Below are 17,962 nucleotides of genomic sequence, written 5' to 3' on the forward strand. Positions count from 1 at the left end.
TGAGGGTGCAGTCAGGCGCGTGTGGCCGGGCGTCCGAGCAGGCTGTCCGGCAATGCGGGAATCGGTGTGCGTTCGTCCTGCGCCTGCTCCAGCAGCCAGTCGATGAACAGGCGTGCGGCCGGGCTGGGCGGTTGTCCTTCGGCATGCACTACGTGATACGCATAGCGCGCCTTCAGTGCCGGGCCGGGCAGGCGCACCACCTCGTAGCGCTGCAGATAGGGCTGGGCGATGTGGGTTCGCGCCAGCACCGCGCCCATGCCATACACCGCTGCACGCATCGCATCGGTGCTGTCGGCGAAGGTGTGCATGGGCGGCAGCGGCGACGGCGTGCGCACGCCGGCGTGGCGGAACCAGTCGCGCCAGCCCTGCGGCGACAGGTCGGTGAGCAGCGGCAGGTCGGCGATGCGCGCCGGATCGACCAGCGTTTCGACGCCGGCCAGTGCCGGTGAGGCGACCGGGAACAGGTAGTCATCCATCAGGTGCTGCGCACGCAGGCCGGGCCATTGGCCCAGGCCGTAGCGGATGCCCACTTCCGGGCCGTTGTCGTCATAGCGATCCAGCCCGCTGCCGGTATGCAGTTCGATGCGGATGTGCGGGTAGGCCTGGGTGAAGCGCGGCAGCCGTGGCAGCAGCCAGCAGTAGGACAGCGAGCGCAGCGTGGTGATCCGCAGCGGCACGCTGTCGGCATCCGGCTGCAGGTGATGGGCGACGGCCGCGACATCGGTGAAGGCGGCGCTGGCGGCGTCGGCCAGTTGCCGGCCCTCGGCAGTCAGGCGCACGCCACGCGCGTGGCGCAGGAACAGGCGCACCTCGAGCACCTCTTCCAGGCGGCGCACGTGGTGGCTGACCGCGCTGGCGGTCAGGTGCAGCTCCTGCGCGGCCTGGGCGAAGTTCTGGTGGCGCGCGGCGACCGCGAACACGGCCAGTGCGGGTAGCAGGGAAGGGCGTAGCAGCATGTCGAGCCTCAAACCATATTTGTGGCTGGCAGCGATACTACGCGCTTGTGCGGCGGGCGTCTGCGCCTGATCCTATTCCCCTTGGCGAGGAATTGACGATGTACGGAGGCAAGGCATGAATGCGGTCCCACAGGCGGCCGAGCGCGATTGGCGCACGCCGCTGGAATTGACCCTGTTGGGCGCCATCTGGGGCTGCTCGTTCCTGTTCATGCGGGTGGCGGTGCCGTCGTTCGGCCCGTTCGCGCTGGTCGAGGTGCGGCTGGTGCTGGGTGCGCTGGTGCTGCTGCCGTTCCTGTGGCGCGCCCGCGCGCAGTTCCCGCCGCGGCGCTGGCTGTGGCTGGCGCCGATCGGCCTGATCAACTCGGCGTTGCCGTTCGTGTTGTTCGCCTATGCAGCGGAACAGGCGCCGGCGGCGATCGGCGCGATCTGCAATGCGATGACCGTGCTGTTCGCCGCGCTGATCGCCTTCCTGTTCTTCGGCGAGAAGATCGGCATGCGCCGCGCCGGTGCCTTGCTGGTTGGCTTCGCTGGCGTAGTGGTGCTGGCCACCGCCAAGGTTTCCGGCCTGAGTATCGGCACCGCGGTGCTGGCCGGTGCGGCGGCTTCGCTGCTGTACGGCCTGGGCGTGAACCTGGTGAAGCGGCACATGACCGGCCTGCCGTCGGCGGCAGCGGCGGCGGCAACGCTGTCGTGTGCCTCGCTGTGGATGCTGCCGATGGCGGTGAGCCACTGGCCGCAGGCGGCGATTCCGCTGAAGGCCTGGGGCGCGGCCGTCGCACTGGGCGTGGCCTGCACCGGGCTGGCGTTCCTGATGTTCTACCGCCTGATCGGCCGTATCGGCCCGTCACGGGCGTCGACGGTGACCTACCTGATTCCGCTGTTCGGCGCGGCGTTTGCGTGGTTGTTCCTGGGGGAGGCGGTGACGGTGCAGATGTTGATTGCGGGTGTGTTGATTCTGGGTAGCGTGGCGGTGAGCCAGAAGGGCTGAGGAATTGGCGTTTTGCGCGTTGCGCGTGCTGAAGGTGCTTCACTGTTCATGGGCGTTACTTTTCTTTGTACGCAAAGAAAAGTAACCAAAAGAAACGTTCCGCCGGCCGCGAGCCGGTGCTGCGCACCGGTGCCCTGCGCTCCTCGGCCCGTCGAGGGACGGCGCGGGAACTCGCTGCGCTCAGACACCCGCGCCTCTTCGCCCTCGCCGGACCTGCGGTGCTCGGCTCGCTCAAGGCGGATCCAAGATCAAAGGCAGAAGCGGTCGCTTCGCTCGCCGGGCCCGGCCCGGCACTACCATGCATCGTCGTGCAGCTGTGGCTCTTGACCTTGGGTCCGCCTTGAGTGAGCCGAGCATCGCAGGGGAATCAGGGGCGAAGAGGTGCCGATGTCTGAGCGCAGCGAGTTCGGCACCGTCCCCTGATTCACCGAGAAGCGCAGGGGACCGACGTGCGAAGCACGGCGGCTCGCGACCTGGCGGCGCGTTTCTTTTGGTTACTTTTCTTTTCGCGCGAAAAGAAAAGTGACGCCCATGAACAGTGAAGCACCTTCAGCACGCGTCACGCGCAGGAAACCATCAGCGCACCGGCACCGGAATATTGCACAGATCGATATGCCCGGCCGGACGCTTGTAGAAATCATCCACGCGGTTGCGCCGCGCCTCCACCGTATCGGCGAAGGTCTTCGAGTCGGTACGCAGTACCTGGATCGGCGTGCGCTCGGCTGCCGGCACATCGCTGGCGCGGCGGATCGACACGATCGGCGTGCGCAGTTTCGGGTCTTGGTAGAAGCCCATCGGCGCGGGCCCGCGCGGTGTTGCGCTGAGCAGTTCCATGCCCTTCAGCACGCGGCCGACCACAGTGATGTTGCGGTCCAGCTGGCGCGGCGACTGGCCGGTCACCACGTACAGTTCGGCACCGATGCTGCTGTCTTCCTCGTTGCTGCGGCCGGCGCCGAGCATGCCGTAGCAGTGCGCCAGCCAGGCCTTGCCGGCCTGCGGGTCCTGGCCCACCGGGAAGCCGTCGACGAAACCGGTCTGCGCGGCCCAGCCATCGCGGTCGGGCAGCACGCTTACCTTCAGGCCCGCGCTGGCACGTTCGAATTCGGCCGGCAGCTTGCGCGCGGCACTGCCGAACGGCCTGGCCTTGGCCGCGTCATCGGCGTCGGCATCGCCGAACTGCACCACGAAGTTGTCCTGTGAGCGGTAGATGCTGGTGCCGTCCCAGAAGTGCTCATGGGCGAAGGTCTGGATGTTGGCGACATGGCGCGGGGCGAACTGCGGCGCCAGCTCGATGATCACCCGTCCAGCCGGCAGGTCCATGTACAGCAGGTTGGCCGGGTCCGGGGTACGCCAGTCGCTGGCCGCGGAGGCATCAAGGATCTGCTGCGGGCTGCGGTAGGGCGTTGCCGCGCTGGCCAGCGAGGGCAGCAGGCAGGCCAGGGCGAGGGCGGTCAGGGCAAGACGGCGACGGTGCGGCATGGGATCCCCGGAACATGAACGAGGCTTCGATTCTGCGCGAGCGGCCCGGCCACGCCAACCGGCACGATGACTAACGACACATTCGCTATACCGAACTTCGTACTACTGTGGACTTCAACGTAGTGGAGGGCCGGTCATGTCCGAGGACGATGTCCAGCTGAAGAAGTTCCAGAAGGAGCTCAGCGCCGGAACGGTGTCGCTGGCCCTGCTGGCGGTGCTGGCCCGGGCCGGGGAGCCGCTGTACGGCTACCTCATTGCCAAGGAGCTGGAGCGGGTGGGCGAGGGCGTGCTGAGCGGCAAGCAGAGCGCGCTGTACCCGGTGCTGCGCAACCTGGAGGCTGCCGGTCTGCTGGAAAGCCACGTGGAGCCGTCCAGCAGCGGTCCGCCGCGGCGCTACTACCGCATCAATGAACGTGGCCGCGAGGTGCTGGCGCAGTGGCGCCACGCCTGGCAGGCCACCCGCGATTCCGTCGATTCCGTGTTGGAGGGGGTACCGCAATGAACGACCCGAGCCTGGCAGGCCGAGCCCTGCCCACGACCATCCCGCAGTACCTGGCGCAGCTGCGTGTGGCGCTGGAAGGTGCCGACCCGGCGATGGTGCAGGACGCGCTGTACGACGCCGAGGAATACCTGCGCTCGGAGCTGGCGGCGCAGCCCGGCCGCAGCGAGGCCGAGGTGATCGCCGACGTCGCTGGCAGCTATGGCGCCCCGGACGAAGTGGCCGAGATCTATCGCGAGACCGAAGTGACGGTGAACCGCGCGCTGCGTACGCCACGTGCAGATACCGCGCCGGTGCTGCGCGCGGCGGCGGAAGCCAGTGGCGTCGAGCCGGCCGCACCGCCGCCGGCGCCGGTGCAGCGCTCGCTGCTGGCGCGCTTCTTCGGTGTGGTGACCGATCCGCACACCTACGGTGCGCTGTTCTACATGCTGCTGTCGCTGGCTACCGGCGTCTTCTTCTTCACCTGGGTGGTGACCGGCCTGTCGCTGTCGCTGGGCCTGCTGATCCTGATCGTGGGCATTCCGCTGACCGTGCTGTTCTTCGGCTCGGTGCGCGGGCTGGCGCTGCTGGAAGGGCGGCTGGTGGAAGCGCTGCTGGGCGAGCGCATGCCGCGCCGTCCGCGTTACACCGATCGCAGCCGCACCTGGCTGCAGCGCATCGGCGACATGTTCACCGATGGCCGCACCTGGCTGACCCTGCTGTACTTCGTGTTGATGCTGCCGCTGGGCGTCATCTACTTCACCCTCGCGGTGACGCTGCTGTCGCTGTCGCTGAGCCTGATCTGGGCGCCGGTCGCGGCGATCTTCAGTGGCGAGATTCCGGGCGTGTACGTCGATGGCGTGAACGTACTGCCGATGGCTGCATCGCCGCTGGTGGCGATCACGGTTGCTGCGGCGGGCGCGCTGCTGCTGCTGCTGACGATGCATCTGGCACGCGGCATCGGCAAGCTGCATGGGCTGATTGCCAAGAACCTGCTGGTGCGGCTGTAACAGGCCAGGGGTCGGATCCCTGTTCGCAGAACAGGGCTCTGACCCCGGATCCTATCATGCTGGGGTCAGAGCCCTTTCCGCTGGAAAGGGATCCGACCCCTGCCGGGAATCAGCCCGCCTTTCGCCGCAACGGGGTCACGTTGCTCTTCTTCTTCGTGGCCTTCGCCGCCGGTGCTTCGGCATGCGCGGCGAAGAAGTCGCGCACCTTCGGGTACACCACTTCGCGCCAGCGACGGCCGCTGAAGATGCCGTAGTGGCCGGCACCTTCGACGATGAAATGCTCACGGCGGTCCGCAGTGATGCCGGTGCACAGCGCCTGTGCTGCTTCGGTCTGGCCGAGGCCGGCGATATCGTCCAGCTCGCCCTCGATGCTCAGCAGCGCGGTATCGCGGATCGCCGACGGATCGACCTTCTCGCCGTTGACCACCCACTCACCACGCGGCAGCAGGAAGTCCTGGAACACCACGCGGATCGTATCCAGGTAGTACCTGGCCGGCATGTCGAGCACCGCGTTGTACTCGTCGTAGAAACGACGGTGCGCGTCGGCGTCTTCCAGGTCGCCCTTGACCAGGTCGGTGTAGAAATCCCAGTGCGAACTGAAGTGGCGGCTCGGGTTCATCGACAGGAAGCCGGCGTGCTGCAGGAAGCCCGGGTACACGCGGCGACCGGCGCCGGGATAGCTGGCCGGCACGGTGTGGATGACGTTGTTCTCGAACCACGACAGCGGGTTCTGCGTGGCCAGGTTGTTCACTGCGGTCGGGCTGCATCGCGCATCGATCGGGCCACCCATCATCACCAGCGTACGCGGCGTCGGTTCGCCACGGCTGGCCATCAGCGAAACCGCGGCCAGCACCGGTACGGTCGGCTGGCACACGCTCACCACGTGCAGGCGCTCCACGCCGAGGTGGCGGATGAATTCCTGGATGTAGGCGATGTAGTCGTCCAGGCCGAATTCGCCTTCGCTGGCCGGCACCATGCGCGCGTCCACCCAGTCGGTGACGTACACGCGGTGGTCGCGCAGCAGCGTGCGCACGGTATCGCGCAGCAGCGTGGCATGGTGGCCTGACAGCGGCGCAACGACCAGCACGAACGGCTGGTTGAGCATCGTGTGCAGCTGGTCGGCTTCATTGCTGTGGCGCTTGAAGCGCAGCAGCTTGCAGAACGGCTTGCTCACTTCTTCGTGCACGACGATCGGCACGCGCTCGCCATCGACATCGATTTCGTTGATGCCCCATTCGGGCTTCTCGTAATCCTTGCCGATGCGATGGAACAACTCGTTGACCGCGGCCAGGCGATCGGCACCCGGCATCTGCGACCACCAGTGGCCCGGGTTGGCGAAGAATCTGGCGTTGGCCTGGGCCTGGTGCACCCAGGGGGCGAGCAGGTTGCGGGTCAGTTCGTGCAGTTGATAGAGCATGACGACCGAATATGTATGGTCATATGTTGCCGCGCAGCATATCCCATCCGGGTGTCCCGCAGGTTAAGTTGGCTGAAAATAATGAATCCGGATTCACATCCGTTCCAGCGCGGCTGCATCGCCTGCCAGCGCGGGGCCCAGCCAGCAGTGCGACCCTACCGGCTGCAGGCCATGCCGGCCCAGCGTGCGGCGGTACCAGCGCGCCGGGCGGTCCTGGAAGCCGTCGTGGTCGCCCTCGAACGCGTCCTCGGCAGCGAAGGTTTCCAGGAAGGCTACCCCTCCGGTCAGTTCAGACAGTCCGGCCAGGCCGGCGCGCAGCTCGCGGTCGGGCACGTAGTGCATCACGTCCGAGCAGACCAGCAGGTCGACCGGAGCGCAGGGCCGCAGCCAGGCGAAATCGCCGAAGCTGGCCAGGTGCAGGTTGCGGGTCCTGCCGTAGCGGCGAACAGCGTACTCGCTGCTGTCGAAGCCCAGGTATTCGACCTTCGGACGCAGCTTCAGCAGCGGTGCGCGCCAGGCGCCTTCGCCGCAGCCGATGTCCAGCACGCTGCGGATCGGTCGTTCCAGGTAGTACTCGGCACTGGCCACGGCCAGGGCGACCTTTCGCGCCAGGCGGGCGCTGCCGCCGATGTCGGCACGGCGGTACCAGCGTTGGAAATAGGCGGCGTCGTAGGTCTTGTCCATGGGGCGGTGCGCGATCGGGGAAAACGGCGCCTATCGTACGGTGTTGCGACGCGCCATGCGTCGATGTGTCCGCGGCGTACGTGCCTGCGGCGGCTTCGCCACGGCATGCGAGAATGGCCGCCAATCTACGCCAGCCGCCGGAGCGAGCGCATGCAGAGCTACTACTGGGTCAAGACCTTCCACATCGTGTTCGTGGTGGCGTGGATGGCCACGGTGTTCTACCTGCCGCGCATCCTGGTGAACCTGGCCGAGACCGCTGGCCAGCCGGCCGTGACCGAGCGCCTGCAGCTGATGGGGCTGCGCCTGTACCGCTTCGGTCATTCGATGTTCGGCCTGGCCTTCCTGCTGGGCCTGGTGCTGTGGCTGGGCTACAAGGTGATCCCCGATTTCCCGACCATGGTCGCGCCCGGTGGCGCCGGCTGGCTGCACGCCAAGCTGGGCCTGGTGGTGCTGCTGCTGGTCTATTTCGGCTGGACCGGTCGCCTGCTGAAGGGCGTGACCAAGGGCCGCGCGCTGCCGTCCTCGCGCGCGCTGCGCTGGATCAACGAGATTCCGCTGCTGGCGTTCATTCCGATCGTGTGGCTGGTGCTGGCCAAGCCGTTCTGACCCAACCGGTAGATCCACGCCACGCGTGGACACGCCCGGTAGATCCACGCCATGCGTGGATGCCGTGAGGGTACAAACGAAAGAGCCGGGCATCTGCCCGGCTCTTTCGTTTGTGCAATTACCCGGATGCTGCCGGCCAGCGGCCGGCACTACCTCAGGCCGCTTCGTACGTGCCGTAGCTGCGCAGGCGCGCGTAGCGCTGTTCCAGCAGCTGCTCGGTGGACAGCTTTTCCAGCGCGTCCAGTTCGTTCAGCAGCACGGCCTTCAGGCGCTTGGCCATCTGCGTCGGGTTGCGGTGGGCGCCGCCGGTGGGCTCGCGCACGACCTTGTCGACCAGGCCCAGGCTCTTCAGGCGCGGGGCGGTCAGGCCCAGCTGTTCGGCCGCGTCCTTGGCCTTGCCGGCGTCCTTCCACAGGATCGAGGCGCAGCCTTCCGGGGTGATGGTCGAGTACACCGCGTATTCCAGCATCACGGTGCGGTCGCCCACGCCCAGCGCCAGCGCGCCGCCGGAGCCGCCTTCGCCGATCACGGTGCAGATGATCGGCACCTTCAGTTCGGCCATCTCGATCAGGTTGCGCGCGATCGCTTCGGACTGGCCGCGCGATTCGGCGTCGATGCCCGGCCAGGCGCCAGCGGTGTCGATCAGGGTCAGCACCGGCAGGCCGAAGCGCTCGGCCATCTTCATCAGGCGCAGGGCCTTGCGGTAGCCCTCCGGCTTGGGCATGCCGAAGTTGCGCTTGATCTTCTCCTTGGTGTCACGGCCCTTCTGGTGGCCGATCACCATCACTGCACGGCCGTTGATGCGGGCCAGGCCACCCATGATCGCCTTGTCGTCGGCGAAGGCACGGTCGCCGGCCAGCTCCTGGAACTCATCGAACATGACGCGGAGGTAGTCGGCGGTGTAAGGGCGCGACGGATGACGTGCCAGCTGCAGCACCTGCCACGAGGTCAGGTTGCGGAAGATCTGCGCGGTGCGCATGCGCAGCTTGTCCTGCAGCGCGTGCACTTCCGCCTCGACATTGACCGCCGGCCCGGCACTGGCGTTGCGCAGTTCCTGGATCTTGGCTTCCAGGTCGGCGATGGGTTGCTCGAAGTCGAGGTAGTTCGGATTCATCGGAAGCCGTCGTGTAAAGAAGAGGGGAATTCTAGCCGAATGCGCGCAAACCACCCGTACGCCTTCGTCTGGAAGGCGACGGTAGCGCAGCCGGGCGGGGCGCGCCAGTCAGCTCAGGGCACCACCAGGGCGCTGCGGCCCATCAGCTGGCTGCGCTGGGAAACGAAGTCGTTGTAGGCCTCGTTGGCGTCACGGCCCAGCCCGCTGCCCAGCGTGGCGGTGGCCGAGGTGAAGGCCATCTGCGCGGCGAAGTCCTGCTTGCGCAGCGCCTTCTGTTCATCGGCGGTGGTAGCCTTCAGCCAGCGCGCATAGACCTCGCGCAGCGGCGCGGCGTGGGCCTCGAAGGCCGGCACCAGCGCCGGCAGGCTGGCCGGGGCCGGTTCCAGGCTGAACGCCGGGGCCACGTAGCCGGCCGGCTGCTCGCGCTTGAACGCGCCGGGCTCGCCCATGCCTTCTTCCACGTAAGCGATGAAGTCTGGCGCGGTGAACACCTTGGCCACGATCTGGCCACCGCTGGCGTCGACGTGGGCCACCACCTTTTCCTTCGGGAAGGGCTCGCGCACGCCGTAGGTCCAGGTTTTGTCGATGAACAGGTCGTGGCTCTTTTCGAACGGGCCTTCGAAGTCGACCCCGCCAAGTTCGATGCCCTTGTTGCCGACGCCGAAGTTCTTCAGCTTGCTCTCGTCGGTGACATAGACCTCGCGGGCGATCACGTACTCGCTCAGGGTCGGGTTGATCAGGCCGCCACGGCCATCGACGTAGACGATGAAGCGCACGTCGCCCAGTTTGTCGGTGTGCAGGCGGTGCTCACCGACAGCGAGCGAGATCGGGCGCGAGCCCTGTGCGGCCACCGGCAGGTCCTTGCCATCGATGCTCAGGGCCAGCGGCGCATCGGTCGGGTTGTCGATCTGGAACTCGACCTTCGATGGCGAGCAGGCGGCCAGGGCCAGCGCGGCGGCGAACGGGAACAGCAGGGTCTTCATTGGCAATCGTCCTTGATGACTGGAACGGGAAAAACAGGAATACGGAGGAGCCGACCTCAGCTGGCCCACGGTGGGCTGTAGCGCACTTTCAGCGTGCGCACGGCGGGGTCGGCGCGCAGCGCCTCCATCAACTTGGAATCGATGCGCACCGCGCTCTGCCCGGACACATCGAGCATGCCGGCGACGCCGCCGTGCGGGCCCTTCAGCAGCAGGTCCAGGCGCAGCGGTGTGCGCCCCGGGCGATGGCGGTCGAGCAGCGCATCGATGCGCTCCCAGACCGGACGCTGCTGGCGCAGGTCCAGGCGCAGCGACAGTCGCGTGGCGTAGTTGGCGCAGACTTCGTCGAAGTCCCAGCACTGGCGGATGCGCAGTGCGTAGCCGCCGTTGAACTCGTCCTCGCGCAAGCCGCCCTTGACCACCAGGATGCGGTCCTTGGTCATCAGGTGCCCGAACTCGGCCATCGCGTCGGAGAACGCGCTGCACTCGACGCGGCCGCGGCCATCTTCCAGCTGGATGAAGATCTGGCTCTCGCCCTTGCGACGCACACCGACCACCTGGCCGGCCAGCACGGTCTGTACTTCCGGGCGCCAGCGCTTTTCGCCGCCGCCGCCGCCACCGCTGTTGGCGCTCCAGATCTTCTCCACCGAACCCAGGTCGTTGCCGACCAGATCGCGTACATCGTCGCGCCATGGATCGAACGGGTGGCCACTGAGATAGAAGCCCAGCGTGTCGCGCTCGCCGTTGAGGCGCTGCAGCAGCGGCCATTCTTCGGCTTCGGGCAGGTCCAGCTGGATCGTGGTCGCGCTCGGGTCCGGGCCACCGAACAGCGAGTTCTGTCCCGAAGCGCGCTCGCGGGCCATCTGGTCGGTAGCCTTGATCACCTCCGGCAGCTGCAGCATCAGCGAGGCACGGTTGCGGCCGAGCTCGTCCAACGCACCACAGTTGATCATCGCTTCCAGCGTGCGCCGGTTGAGCTTGGCCGAGCCGACGCGGGTGCAGAAGTCGAGCAGGTCCTTGAACGGGCCGCCCTTCAGTCGCTCCTCGACTACCGCCTCGCAGGCACCCTGGCCGACGCCCTTGATCGCACCGAGGCCGTACTGGATGGTGTCCGGGGTCACCGCTTCGAACATGAAGGCCGACTGGTTCACCTTGGGCGGCAGCACGGTCAGGCCGAGGTTGCGCACCTCGTCGAGGAAGCCGACCACCTTGTCGGTGTTGTCCAGATCGGACGACAGCGTGGCCGCCATGAACTCGGCCGGGTAATGGCGTTTCAGCCATGCGGTCTGGTAACTGACCAGCGCGTAGGCGGCGGCGTGCGACTTGTTGAAGCCGTAGCCGGCGAACTTCTCCATCAGGTCGAAGATCGCGTCGGCCTTGGCTTCGTCCACGCCGTCCTTGGCCGCGCCTTCGCGGAAGATCTCGCGGTGCTTGGCCATTTCGGCCGGCACCTTCTTGCCCATCGCACGGCGCAGCAGGTCGGCGCCGCCCAGCGAGTAGCCGCCGACGATCTGCGCCATCTGCATCACCTGCTCCTGGTACACCATGATGCCGTAAGTGTCTTTCAGGATCGCTTCGGTGCGCGGATCGGGATAGATGATTTCTTCCTGGCCGTGCTTACGCGCATTGAAGGAGGGAATCAGGTCCATCGGGCCGGGGCGGTACAGCGACACCAGCGCGATCAGGTCTTCGAAACGGTCGGGGCGCGCGTCCTTCAGCAGGCGGCGCATGCCCGAGGATTCGAACTGGAACACTGCGCCCGTATTGCCGTTGGCGAAGATGTCCTTGTAGGTGGGCGTGTCGTCCAGCGGAATCGCGGCGATGTCCACCGGCGGAATGCCGGCGCGCTCATGGCGCTTGTTGATCGCCTTCACCGCCCAGTCGATGATGGTCAGCGTGCGCAGGCCGAGGAAGTCGAACTTCACCAGGCCCACTTCTTCCACGTCGTTCTTGTCGAACTGGGTGACCGGGTTCTTGCCGAGACCGTTCTCGTCGTGTTCGGCGTACAGCGGGCAGAACTCGCTCAGCGGTTCGGGCCCGATCACCACGCCACCGGCGTGCTTGCCGGCGTTGCGGGTCAGGTCTTCCAGCTGCAGCGCCAGGTCGATCAGGTCGCGGACATCGTCCTCGGTCTCGTAGCGCTGGATCAGTTCCGGCGACGCCATTTCCGAGCTGGGGCCTTCCTTGCCCTTGCCCAGTGCATCCTTCAGGTGGATGCCGAGGATGTTCGGGATCAGCTTGGAAACACCGTCGACCAGGCCGTACGGGAAGCCGAGCACGCGGCCGGAGTCGCGCACCACCGCCTTGGCGGCCATGGTGCCGTAGGTGATGATCTGGCTGACGCGCTCGCGCCCGTACTTGCGCGCGACGTAGTCGATCACCTCGTCGCGGCGGTCCATGCAGAAGTCGATGTCGAAGTCGGGCATCGACACGCGTTCCGGGTTCAGGAAGCGCTCGAACAGCAGGTTGTACGGCAGTGGGTCCAGATCGGTGATCTTCAGCGCCCACGCCACCAGCGAACCGGCACCCGAACCACGGCCAGGGCCGATCGGGATGCCCTGGTTCTTGCCCCACTGGATGAAGTCGGCCACGATCAGGAAGTAGCCGGGGAAACCCATCTTGATGATGGTGTTGAGCTCGAACTCCAGGCGCTCGAAATAATCTTCGCGGGTCTTGCCCGGCGCCAGCGGATTCTTCTCCAGGCGCTCTTCCAGGCCGTCGCGCGACATCTTCTGGATCCAGGTGTCCAGGGTCTCGTCGTCGGGCACCGGGTAATTGGGCAGGAAGTAGGTGCCCAGCCGCATCTCGATGTTGCAGCGCTCGGCCAGCGCCAGCGTGTTGTCGATGGCATCGGGAATGTCGGCGAACAGCGCACACATCTCTTCGGCCGATTTCAGGTACTGCTGGTCGCTGTACTCGCGCGGGCGCTTGGGGTCGTCCAGTACGCGGCCGGTGGAAATGCACACGCGCGCTTCGTGCGCGCTGAAATCGGTGGGCGCCAGGAAGCGCACATCATTGCTGGCCACCACCGGCAGGCCACGCTGGCCGGCGGCCATCAGCGCGAACTGGTTGAAGGTTTCCTCGCCCTCGCGGCCGGTGCGGGTCAGCTCCAGGTGCAGGCCATCGCCGAACACGCGCTGCCAATCGGCCAGCTGCTGCTCGGCCAGTTCATGCTTGCCGTCCAGCGCCAGGCGCCCGGCCAGGCTCTGCCGGCCGGCCAGCGCGAACAGGTTGGCGTTGCCGGCCTTCAGCCAGTCCGGATGAATGGCCACGCCGCCTTCGGGGCGATGGCCTTCCATCCACGCGCGGGTCAGCAGCCGCGACAGGCTCAGGTAGCCCTCGCGGTCGCGGCACAGCAGGGTCATCCGCCACGGATCCTGCCCTTCCTCGGCGATCAGCACGTCGGCGCCGGCGATAGGCTTGATGCCCACGCCTTCGGCCGCCTTGTAGAACTTGACCAGGGCGAACAGGTTGTTGAGGTCGGTCACCGCCAGCGCGGGCAGGCCGAGTTCGACCGAGCGTGACAGCAGGTTGGCCTGCTTGGCCTTCTTCGGGTCCGCCTGGTCCGGCTTGGCCGGCACACGGATGGTGGAGTCCGCCAGCGAGAACTCGGTGTGGACGTGGAGATGTACGAAGCGGGAGTTGGACATGCCGGACCAGGTTGGAGCGCGCGGGCCCCGGGTGCTGACGGGGGAATCGTCGCCGGGGTCGGGAAGCGCTGGAGTGCCCGGTCAGGGTAGCGAGGGCTGGAGGGCGCGACAAGCTCTTGACGGCATGCGATATCGCATCCGCGCTATCGCTCCCCACGGTTCGCAGGCGAACCGCGGGCCCCGCCTGACCCTGCTTTCGCAGCCGGGTGCAGCGACCGTTCAGGCGATTCAGGCGATTGCGATGTCTGCGGTCACAGCTGCCGGGTTTTCCAGGCACTCGCGCACCGGGGCGAAGCTGCGCCGGTGCTCCATGCAGGGGCCGTGCTCGCGCAGGGCGGCCAGATGGGCCGGGGTGCCGTAGCCCTTGTGCTGCTCGAAGCCGTATTGCGGGTGGCGGGCATGCACGTCCTGCATGTAGCGGTCGCGCGAGACCTTGGCCAGGATCGAGGCGGCCATGATCGCGCGGTCGATGCCATCACCGCCGACCAGTGCCTGCGCCGGCAGTACCAGGCCCTTGGGCACCACGTTGCCGTCGATGCGGGCGAAGCCGGCCACGTGGGCGACCGCTGCAACGACGTCACGCATGCCCTGCAGGGTGGCCTGGTAGATGTTCAGGCGGTCGATGGTGTCCACGTCCACCAGCACCACGTGCCAGGCCAGGGCACGTTCGATGATGCGGTCATGCAGTTGCTCGCGGCGGGCTGCGGTGAGTTGCTTGGAATCGTCCAGGCCGTTGATGCGTGGCCGTGCCGGGTCGAACACCACCGCCGCCACCGCGACCGGTCCGGCCAGCGGACCGCGGCCGGCTTCGTCGACGCCGGCGACCAGACGCTCCGGCTCGACCACGGCAGCACCGTCGAACAGGGCCAGGCTGGCCGCTGCGGCGTGGCGGCGGCTCATGCCTGGGCCTGGTCGCGCATCAACAGCTCGCCCACAGCGTCGGCCGCGCGGGCCGAGGCATTGCGGCGCAGTCGTTGATGCAGGCGGGCATAGGTGTCCTGCAGGTCGGTCACCCGCTGCGGGTGGTCGAACCATTGCTGGATGGCCGCCGCCAGCTTGTCCGGCGTGCAGTCGTGCTGCATCAGTTCCGGTGCCAGGTCCTGGCCCGCCAGGATGTTGGGCAGGGCAAAGCGGTCGACCTTGATCAGGCCCAGCGCCTTGACCAGGCGGTAGGTCAGCTCGTTGACGCGGTAACCGACCACCATCGGCCGCTTGACCAGCATCGCCTCCAGCGTCGCGGTACCCGAGGCCAGCACCACCACATCGGCGGCGATCATCGCGTTTCGCGCCTCACCGTCGAGTACATGCGAGAAGGCTACCGGCAGCGCCGAGCGTGACAGCTGTTCTTCGATCAGGCGCTTGCAGGCCGGGTTGGCGGCAGGCACTACCACGTGCAGGCCGGGGATGCGCTCGGAGACCTGCCAGGCGGCCTCGAAGAACGGTTCACCGAGGCGCGAGATTTCGCCCAGGCGGCTGCCTGGCAGCACTGCCAGCACCTTGGCCGAGGTCGGCAGGCCAAGCGCGGCGCGCGCTTCCTCGCGGTTGCCCTGCAGGGGGATGTCATCGGCCATCGGATGGCCAACGAAGCGCGCGTCGATGCCGTGCCTGGCATAGATCGGGGGTTCCATCGGGAACAGGCACAGCACCAGGTCGGCACTGCTGCCGATCTTCTCGGCGCGCTTCTCGCGCCAGGCCCAGACCGAGGGGCTGACGTAGTGCACGGTGCGCACGCCGCGCTGCTTCAGCCAGCGTTCGATGCCCAGGTTGAAGTCGGGCGCGTCGATGCCGATGAACACGTCCGGCTGCCATTCCAGTGCACGCTGGCGGAACGCGGAACGCAGTTTCAGCAGGCGTGGCAGGTGGCGCAGCACTTCGGTCAGTCCCATCACCGCCAGCTCGCTGGCATCGTGCCAGGTCAGGCAGCCGGCGCTGCGCATGGCATCGCCACCGATGCCGGCGAATTCGGCATTCGGAAAGCGTGCCTTCAGCTCGCGCACCAGGCCCGCACCCAGCAGATCACCGGAGGCCTCACCGGCCACCAGAGCGATCCGCAACGGGCGCTCGCTGAGCACCCGCTGCGCGGGAACGCTGCCGGCCATCGAGGCCAGCGGAATCACGGCGGCGCCGGCCGGCGCCTGGCCGGTCGTGCTGCTCATCGCAGCAAGGGCCTCTCAGCGTGTTCGATGAAGTCCAGCATGGCCTTCACGTCATCGCTGTCGCGTGCCTGTTCGGTCAGCTGCACCTTGGCTTCGGCCAGCGGCAGGCCCGCCACGTACAGGGTGCGGTAGGCGCGCTTGATGGCGGAGATGCGCTCGGCGTCGAAGCCACGACGCTTCAGCCCTTCGCTGTTGATGCCGCGCGGGCGGCCCAGCGAATCGGTGCCGACCATGGTGAACGGCGGTACGTCGCCATTGGTCAGCGCGCCCATGCCGAGGAAGGCGTGCGCACCGATGCGGCAGAACTGGTGGGCACCGGCGAAGCCGCTGATGATCACGTAGTCGCCCACGGTCACGTGGCCGGCCAGGGTGGTGTTGTTGGAGAACACGCAGAAGTTGCCGACATGGCAGTCGTGCGCCACGTGCGTGTAGGCCAGCATCCAGTTGTCGTTGCCGATCGTGGTGATGCCGCCGCCGCCGCCGGTGCCACGGTTCAGGGTGACGAACTCGCGGAACACGTTGCGGTCGCCGATCACCAGTTCGGTGCGTTCGCCGGCAAACTTCTTGTCCTGCGGCTCGCCACCGATCGCGGCGTGACCGATGAAGCGGTTGTCACGGCCGATCCTGGTCGGGCCGTGGATGCTGCAATGGGGGCCGACCACTGTGCCGGCGCCGATTTCCACATCGGCACCGATCAGGGTGAACGCGCCGACCTGGACGTCGTCGGCCAGGCGCGCGGCCGGATCGATGACGGCAGTCGGGTGGATCCGTGGTGCGTTGTCAGTCATTGCTGCCTCCCGTGGATCAGCCCTTGGCACCGGCGCACATGACCTCGGCCGAGGCAACGACTTCACCGTTGACCTTGGCCTCGCCGTAGTACCAGCCCATGTTGCGGATCAGGCGCTTCATCTGCACATCCAGCATCAGCACGTCGCCGGGCACGACCTGCTTGTTGAAGCGGGCGTTTTCCACCTTGACCATGTAGAACAGCTTGGACTGCGCATCGCGGCCAAGCGTCAGCTGGGTCATCACGCCACCGGCCTGGGCCAGCGCTTCGATGATCAGCACGCCGGGCATGATCGGGCGGCCCGGGAAGTGACCCTGGAAGAACGGCTCGTTGATGCTGACGTTCTTCTGCGCCAGGATGCGCTTGGCGTCGATGTCGAGCTCAAGCACCCGGTCCACCAGCAGGAACGGGTAGCGGTGCGGGAGCAGTTCCTGGATCTGGCAGACGTCGATCGGAAGCTGCAGCGTGTCGTTCATTCTTTCTCCTTGCCAGCAGCCAGGACGCGGCGAGCCAATGCGTCCAGCTGCTTGAAGCGCGCGGCGTTCTTGCGCCACGTGCGGTTGTCGGTCAACGGGGTGCCGGACGAGTACTCGCCCGGCTCATGGATGGAATTGCGGACCACCGACTTGCCGGTGATCACGACCTTGTCGCAGATCTCGAGGTGGCCGACCACGCCGACGTGGCCACCGAGCAGGCAGTAGCGGCCGATCCTGGCGCTACCGGCGATGCCGGTGCAGCCGGCGATGGCCGAGTGCGCGCCGATCTGCACGTTGTGCGCGATCTGTACCAGGTTGTCCAGGCGCACGTCTTCGTCCAGCACGGTGTCTTCCAGTGCACCACGGTCGACGCAGGTGTTGGCGCCGATTTCGCAATCGTCGCCGATGCGCACGCCGCCGAGCTGCGGCACCTTGATCCACTTGCCGGCGTCCATCGCCAGGCCGAAGCCATCGGCACCGAGCACGGCACCGGGGTGCACGCGCACGCGCTTGCCGAGCTTGACCCGGGTGACCAGGGTGACCCGGGCGATCAGTTCGCAGCCGCTGTCCAGGCTGCAGTCTTCGCCGATCACGCTGCCGGTGCCGATGATGCAGTTCTCGCCGACCACGCTGCGCGCGCCGATGGAGACGAAGGGGCCGATGTGGGCGCTGGCGGCGACCTGGGCGCTGGGATCGATGACGGCGCTGGGGTGGATGCCCGGTGGGCGCGTGGGCGCGATGTCGAACAGCGCGGCGATCTTGGCGAAGGTGGTGTACGGGTCCTTGGCCACGAGCGCGGCGCCGGGGGCGGCTTCGGCGTCGTCGGCGCGCAGCACGACCAGCGAGGCCTGGCTGTCGGCCAGCTGGGCGCGGTAGCGTGGATTGGCGAGGAAGGTCAGCTGGCCAGGACCGGCGTGGGCGAGGGTGGCCACGCCGTGGATGGCGGTGGCGGGGTCGCCATGGACCTGCAGGCCGAACTGCTCGGCGAGTTGCTGGGCGGTGTAGGTGGGAGTATTCACGGCGGGAGTTTAACGTGTGACGCCATTGCGGTCATGCGGGGGGCATATGCAGCCAACGGCAGGGCCCCTCGCGGCCGGCAGAGCCAGTGTCATGGGCTGGGTCGGACGGGGCGGGACTGCGGGGGGCGGCGCAAGTACGTCCATGTAGCCTTGGTCGCCGCA

The 17,962-nt window shown here is 67.2% G+C and carries 16 protein-coding genes; 4 read left to right on the forward strand and 12 right to left on the reverse strand.

Translation table 11 applies throughout. The features are described from left to right. Positions 1-11: 11 nt before the first annotated feature. Entirely contained in the window at positions 12-956 is a 945-nt protein-coding gene (locus tag AC5P5X_RS13110; RefSeq protein WP_005408722.1) for a LysR substrate-binding domain-containing protein, read from the reverse strand. Between the two features lie 115 nt (positions 957-1,071). Between AC5P5X_RS13110 and AC5P5X_RS13115 the strand changes: the two genes are divergently transcribed. Further along, positions 1,072-1,944 carry a DMT family transporter gene (locus AC5P5X_RS13115; protein ID WP_099490393.1) on the forward strand — a complete coding sequence of 291 codons (873 nt, stop codon included), beginning with the start codon at positions 1,072-1,074 and terminating at the stop codon, positions 1,942-1,944. A gap of 576 nt (positions 1,945-2,520) precedes the next feature. Here AC5P5X_RS13115 and AC5P5X_RS13120 read toward each other — a convergent pair. Beyond that, a complete protein-coding gene (locus tag AC5P5X_RS13120) occupies positions 2,521-3,423 on the reverse strand; it encodes a peptidylprolyl isomerase (protein ID WP_111117848.1) in 903 nt (300 codons plus the stop codon). Positions 3,424-3,559: 136 nt separating this feature from the next. Here AC5P5X_RS13120 and AC5P5X_RS13125 point away from each other — a divergent pair, with 136 nt between their 5' ends. After that, positions 3,560-3,925, forward strand: coding sequence for a PadR family transcriptional regulator (locus AC5P5X_RS13125; RefSeq protein WP_005408726.1), 366 nt, complete (start codon positions 3,560-3,562; stop codon positions 3,923-3,925). Further along, positions 3,922-4,911, forward strand: a complete 990-nt coding sequence (locus AC5P5X_RS13130) for a sensor domain-containing protein (RefSeq protein WP_111189016.1) — start codon at positions 3,922-3,924, stop codon at positions 4,909-4,911. The genes AC5P5X_RS13125 and AC5P5X_RS13130 overlap by 4 nt, the downstream gene beginning before the upstream one ends. A 109-nt stretch (positions 4,912-5,020) precedes the next feature. On the opposite strand, the gene AC5P5X_RS13135 is transcribed toward AC5P5X_RS13130, so the two are convergent. After that, on the reverse strand, positions 5,021-6,328 hold the full coding sequence (locus AC5P5X_RS13135) for a polyhydroxyalkanoate depolymerase (RefSeq protein ID WP_099485260.1): 1,308 nt from the start codon (positions 6,326-6,328) through the stop codon (positions 5,021-5,023). 93 nt (positions 6,329-6,421) lie between these two features. Further along, positions 6,422-7,012: a class I SAM-dependent DNA methyltransferase gene (locus tag AC5P5X_RS13140; RefSeq protein ID WP_099485259.1), complete on the reverse strand. Its 591-nt coding sequence runs from the start codon at positions 7,010-7,012 to the stop codon at positions 6,422-6,424. A 150-nt stretch (positions 7,013-7,162) separates the two neighbouring features. Between AC5P5X_RS13140 and AC5P5X_RS13145 the strand changes: the two genes are divergently transcribed. Next, the gene (locus AC5P5X_RS13145; RefSeq protein WP_043034848.1) at positions 7,163-7,618 is read left to right on the forward strand and encodes a CopD family protein; all 456 of its coding nucleotides are present in this window, start codon (positions 7,163-7,165) and stop codon (positions 7,616-7,618) included. Between the two features lie 154 nt (positions 7,619-7,772). On the opposite strand, the gene AC5P5X_RS13150 is transcribed toward AC5P5X_RS13145, so the two are convergent. The 8 genes from AC5P5X_RS13150 to lpxD all read right to left on the reverse strand — a co-directional run bounded on the left by AC5P5X_RS13150 (position 7,773) and on the right by lpxD (position 17,800). Then, complete coding sequence (locus tag AC5P5X_RS13150; protein WP_099485258.1) at positions 7,773-8,732, reverse strand: acetyl-CoA carboxylase carboxyltransferase subunit alpha; 960 nt, start codon at positions 8,730-8,732, stop codon at positions 7,773-7,775. A gap of 113 nt (positions 8,733-8,845) precedes the next feature. After that, a complete protein-coding gene (locus tag AC5P5X_RS13155; protein WP_059033803.1) occupies positions 8,846-9,715 on the reverse strand; it encodes a hypothetical protein in 870 nt (289 codons plus the stop codon). Positions 9,716-9,771: 56 nt separating this feature from the next. Beyond that, positions 9,772-13,362 carry a DNA polymerase III subunit alpha gene (gene dnaE, locus AC5P5X_RS13160; RefSeq protein ID WP_043034852.1) on the reverse strand — a complete coding sequence of 1,197 codons (3,591 nt, stop codon included), beginning with the start codon at positions 13,360-13,362 and terminating at the stop codon, positions 9,772-9,774. 228 nt (positions 13,363-13,590) lie between these two features. After that, positions 13,591-14,262, reverse strand: coding sequence for a ribonuclease HII (rnhB, locus tag AC5P5X_RS13165; RefSeq protein ID WP_005412735.1), 672 nt, complete (start codon positions 14,260-14,262; stop codon positions 13,591-13,593). Then, complete coding sequence (gene lpxB / locus AC5P5X_RS13170) at positions 14,259-15,461, reverse strand: lipid-A-disaccharide synthase (RefSeq protein WP_043034888.1); 1,203 nt, start codon at positions 15,459-15,461, stop codon at positions 14,259-14,261. The genes rnhB and lpxB overlap by 4 nt, the downstream gene beginning before the upstream one ends. A 53-nt stretch (positions 15,462-15,514) precedes the next feature. Then, positions 15,515-16,306, reverse strand: a complete 792-nt coding sequence (gene lpxA, locus AC5P5X_RS13175; RefSeq protein WP_005412736.1) for an acyl-ACP--UDP-N-acetylglucosamine O-acyltransferase — start codon at positions 16,304-16,306, stop codon at positions 15,515-15,517. Between the two features lie 16 nt (positions 16,307-16,322). Beyond that, the gene (fabZ, locus tag AC5P5X_RS13180; protein ID WP_005408737.1) at positions 16,323-16,781 is read right to left on the reverse strand and encodes a 3-hydroxyacyl-ACP dehydratase FabZ; all 459 of its coding nucleotides are present in this window, start codon (positions 16,779-16,781) and stop codon (positions 16,323-16,325) included. After that, positions 16,778-17,800, reverse strand: coding sequence for a UDP-3-O-(3-hydroxymyristoyl)glucosamine N-acyltransferase (gene lpxD / locus AC5P5X_RS13185; protein WP_005408738.1), 1,023 nt, complete (start codon positions 17,798-17,800; stop codon positions 16,778-16,780). The genes fabZ and lpxD overlap by 4 nt, the downstream gene beginning before the upstream one ends. Positions 17,801-17,962 lie beyond the last annotated feature (162 nt).

The sequence above is a fragment of the Stenotrophomonas sp. YJH_SMC_91 genome (assembly GCF_059368495.1).

Coding starts and splice junctions, on each gene's coding strand:
- AC5P5X_RS13110 (WP_005408722.1), bottom strand. CDS start 956: ATGCTGCTACGCCCTTCCCTGCTACCCGCACTGGCCGTGTTCGCGGTC.
- AC5P5X_RS13115 (WP_099490393.1), top strand. CDS start 1,072: ATGAATGCGGTCCCACAGGCGGCCGAGCGCGATTGGCGCACGCCGCTG.
- AC5P5X_RS13120 (WP_111117848.1), bottom strand. CDS start 3,423: ATGCCGCACCGTCGCCGTCTTGCCCTGACCGCCCTCGCCCTGGCCTGC.
- AC5P5X_RS13125 (WP_005408726.1), top strand. CDS start 3,560: ATGTCCGAGGACGATGTCCAGCTGAAGAAGTTCCAGAAGGAGCTCAGC.
- AC5P5X_RS13130 (WP_111189016.1), top strand. CDS start 3,922: ATGAACGACCCGAGCCTGGCAGGCCGAGCCCTGCCCACGACCATCCCG.
- AC5P5X_RS13135 (WP_099485260.1), bottom strand. CDS start 6,328: ATGCTCTATCAACTGCACGAACTGACCCGCAACCTGCTCGCCCCCTGG.
- AC5P5X_RS13140 (WP_099485259.1), bottom strand. CDS start 7,012: ATGGACAAGACCTACGACGCCGCCTATTTCCAACGCTGGTACCGCCGT.
- AC5P5X_RS13145 (WP_043034848.1), top strand. CDS start 7,163: ATGCAGAGCTACTACTGGGTCAAGACCTTCCACATCGTGTTCGTGGTG.
- AC5P5X_RS13150 (WP_099485258.1), bottom strand. CDS start 8,732: ATGAATCCGAACTACCTCGACTTCGAGCAACCCATCGCCGACCTGGAA.
- AC5P5X_RS13155 (WP_059033803.1), bottom strand. CDS start 9,715: ATGAAGACCCTGCTGTTCCCGTTCGCCGCCGCGCTGGCCCTGGCCGCC.
- dnaE (WP_043034852.1), bottom strand. CDS start 13,362: ATGTCCAACTCCCGCTTCGTACATCTCCACGTCCACACCGAGTTCTCG.
- rnhB (WP_005412735.1), bottom strand. CDS start 14,262: ATGAGCCGCCGCCACGCCGCAGCGGCCAGCCTGGCCCTGTTCGACGGT.
- lpxB (WP_043034888.1), bottom strand. CDS start 15,461: ATGGCCGGCAGCGTTCCCGCGCAGCGGGTGCTCAGCGAGCGCCCGTTG.
- lpxA (WP_005412736.1), bottom strand. CDS start 16,306: ATGACTGACAACGCACCACGGATCCACCCGACTGCCGTCATCGATCCG.
- fabZ (WP_005408737.1), bottom strand. CDS start 16,781: ATGAACGACACGCTGCAGCTTCCGATCGACGTCTGCCAGATCCAGGAA.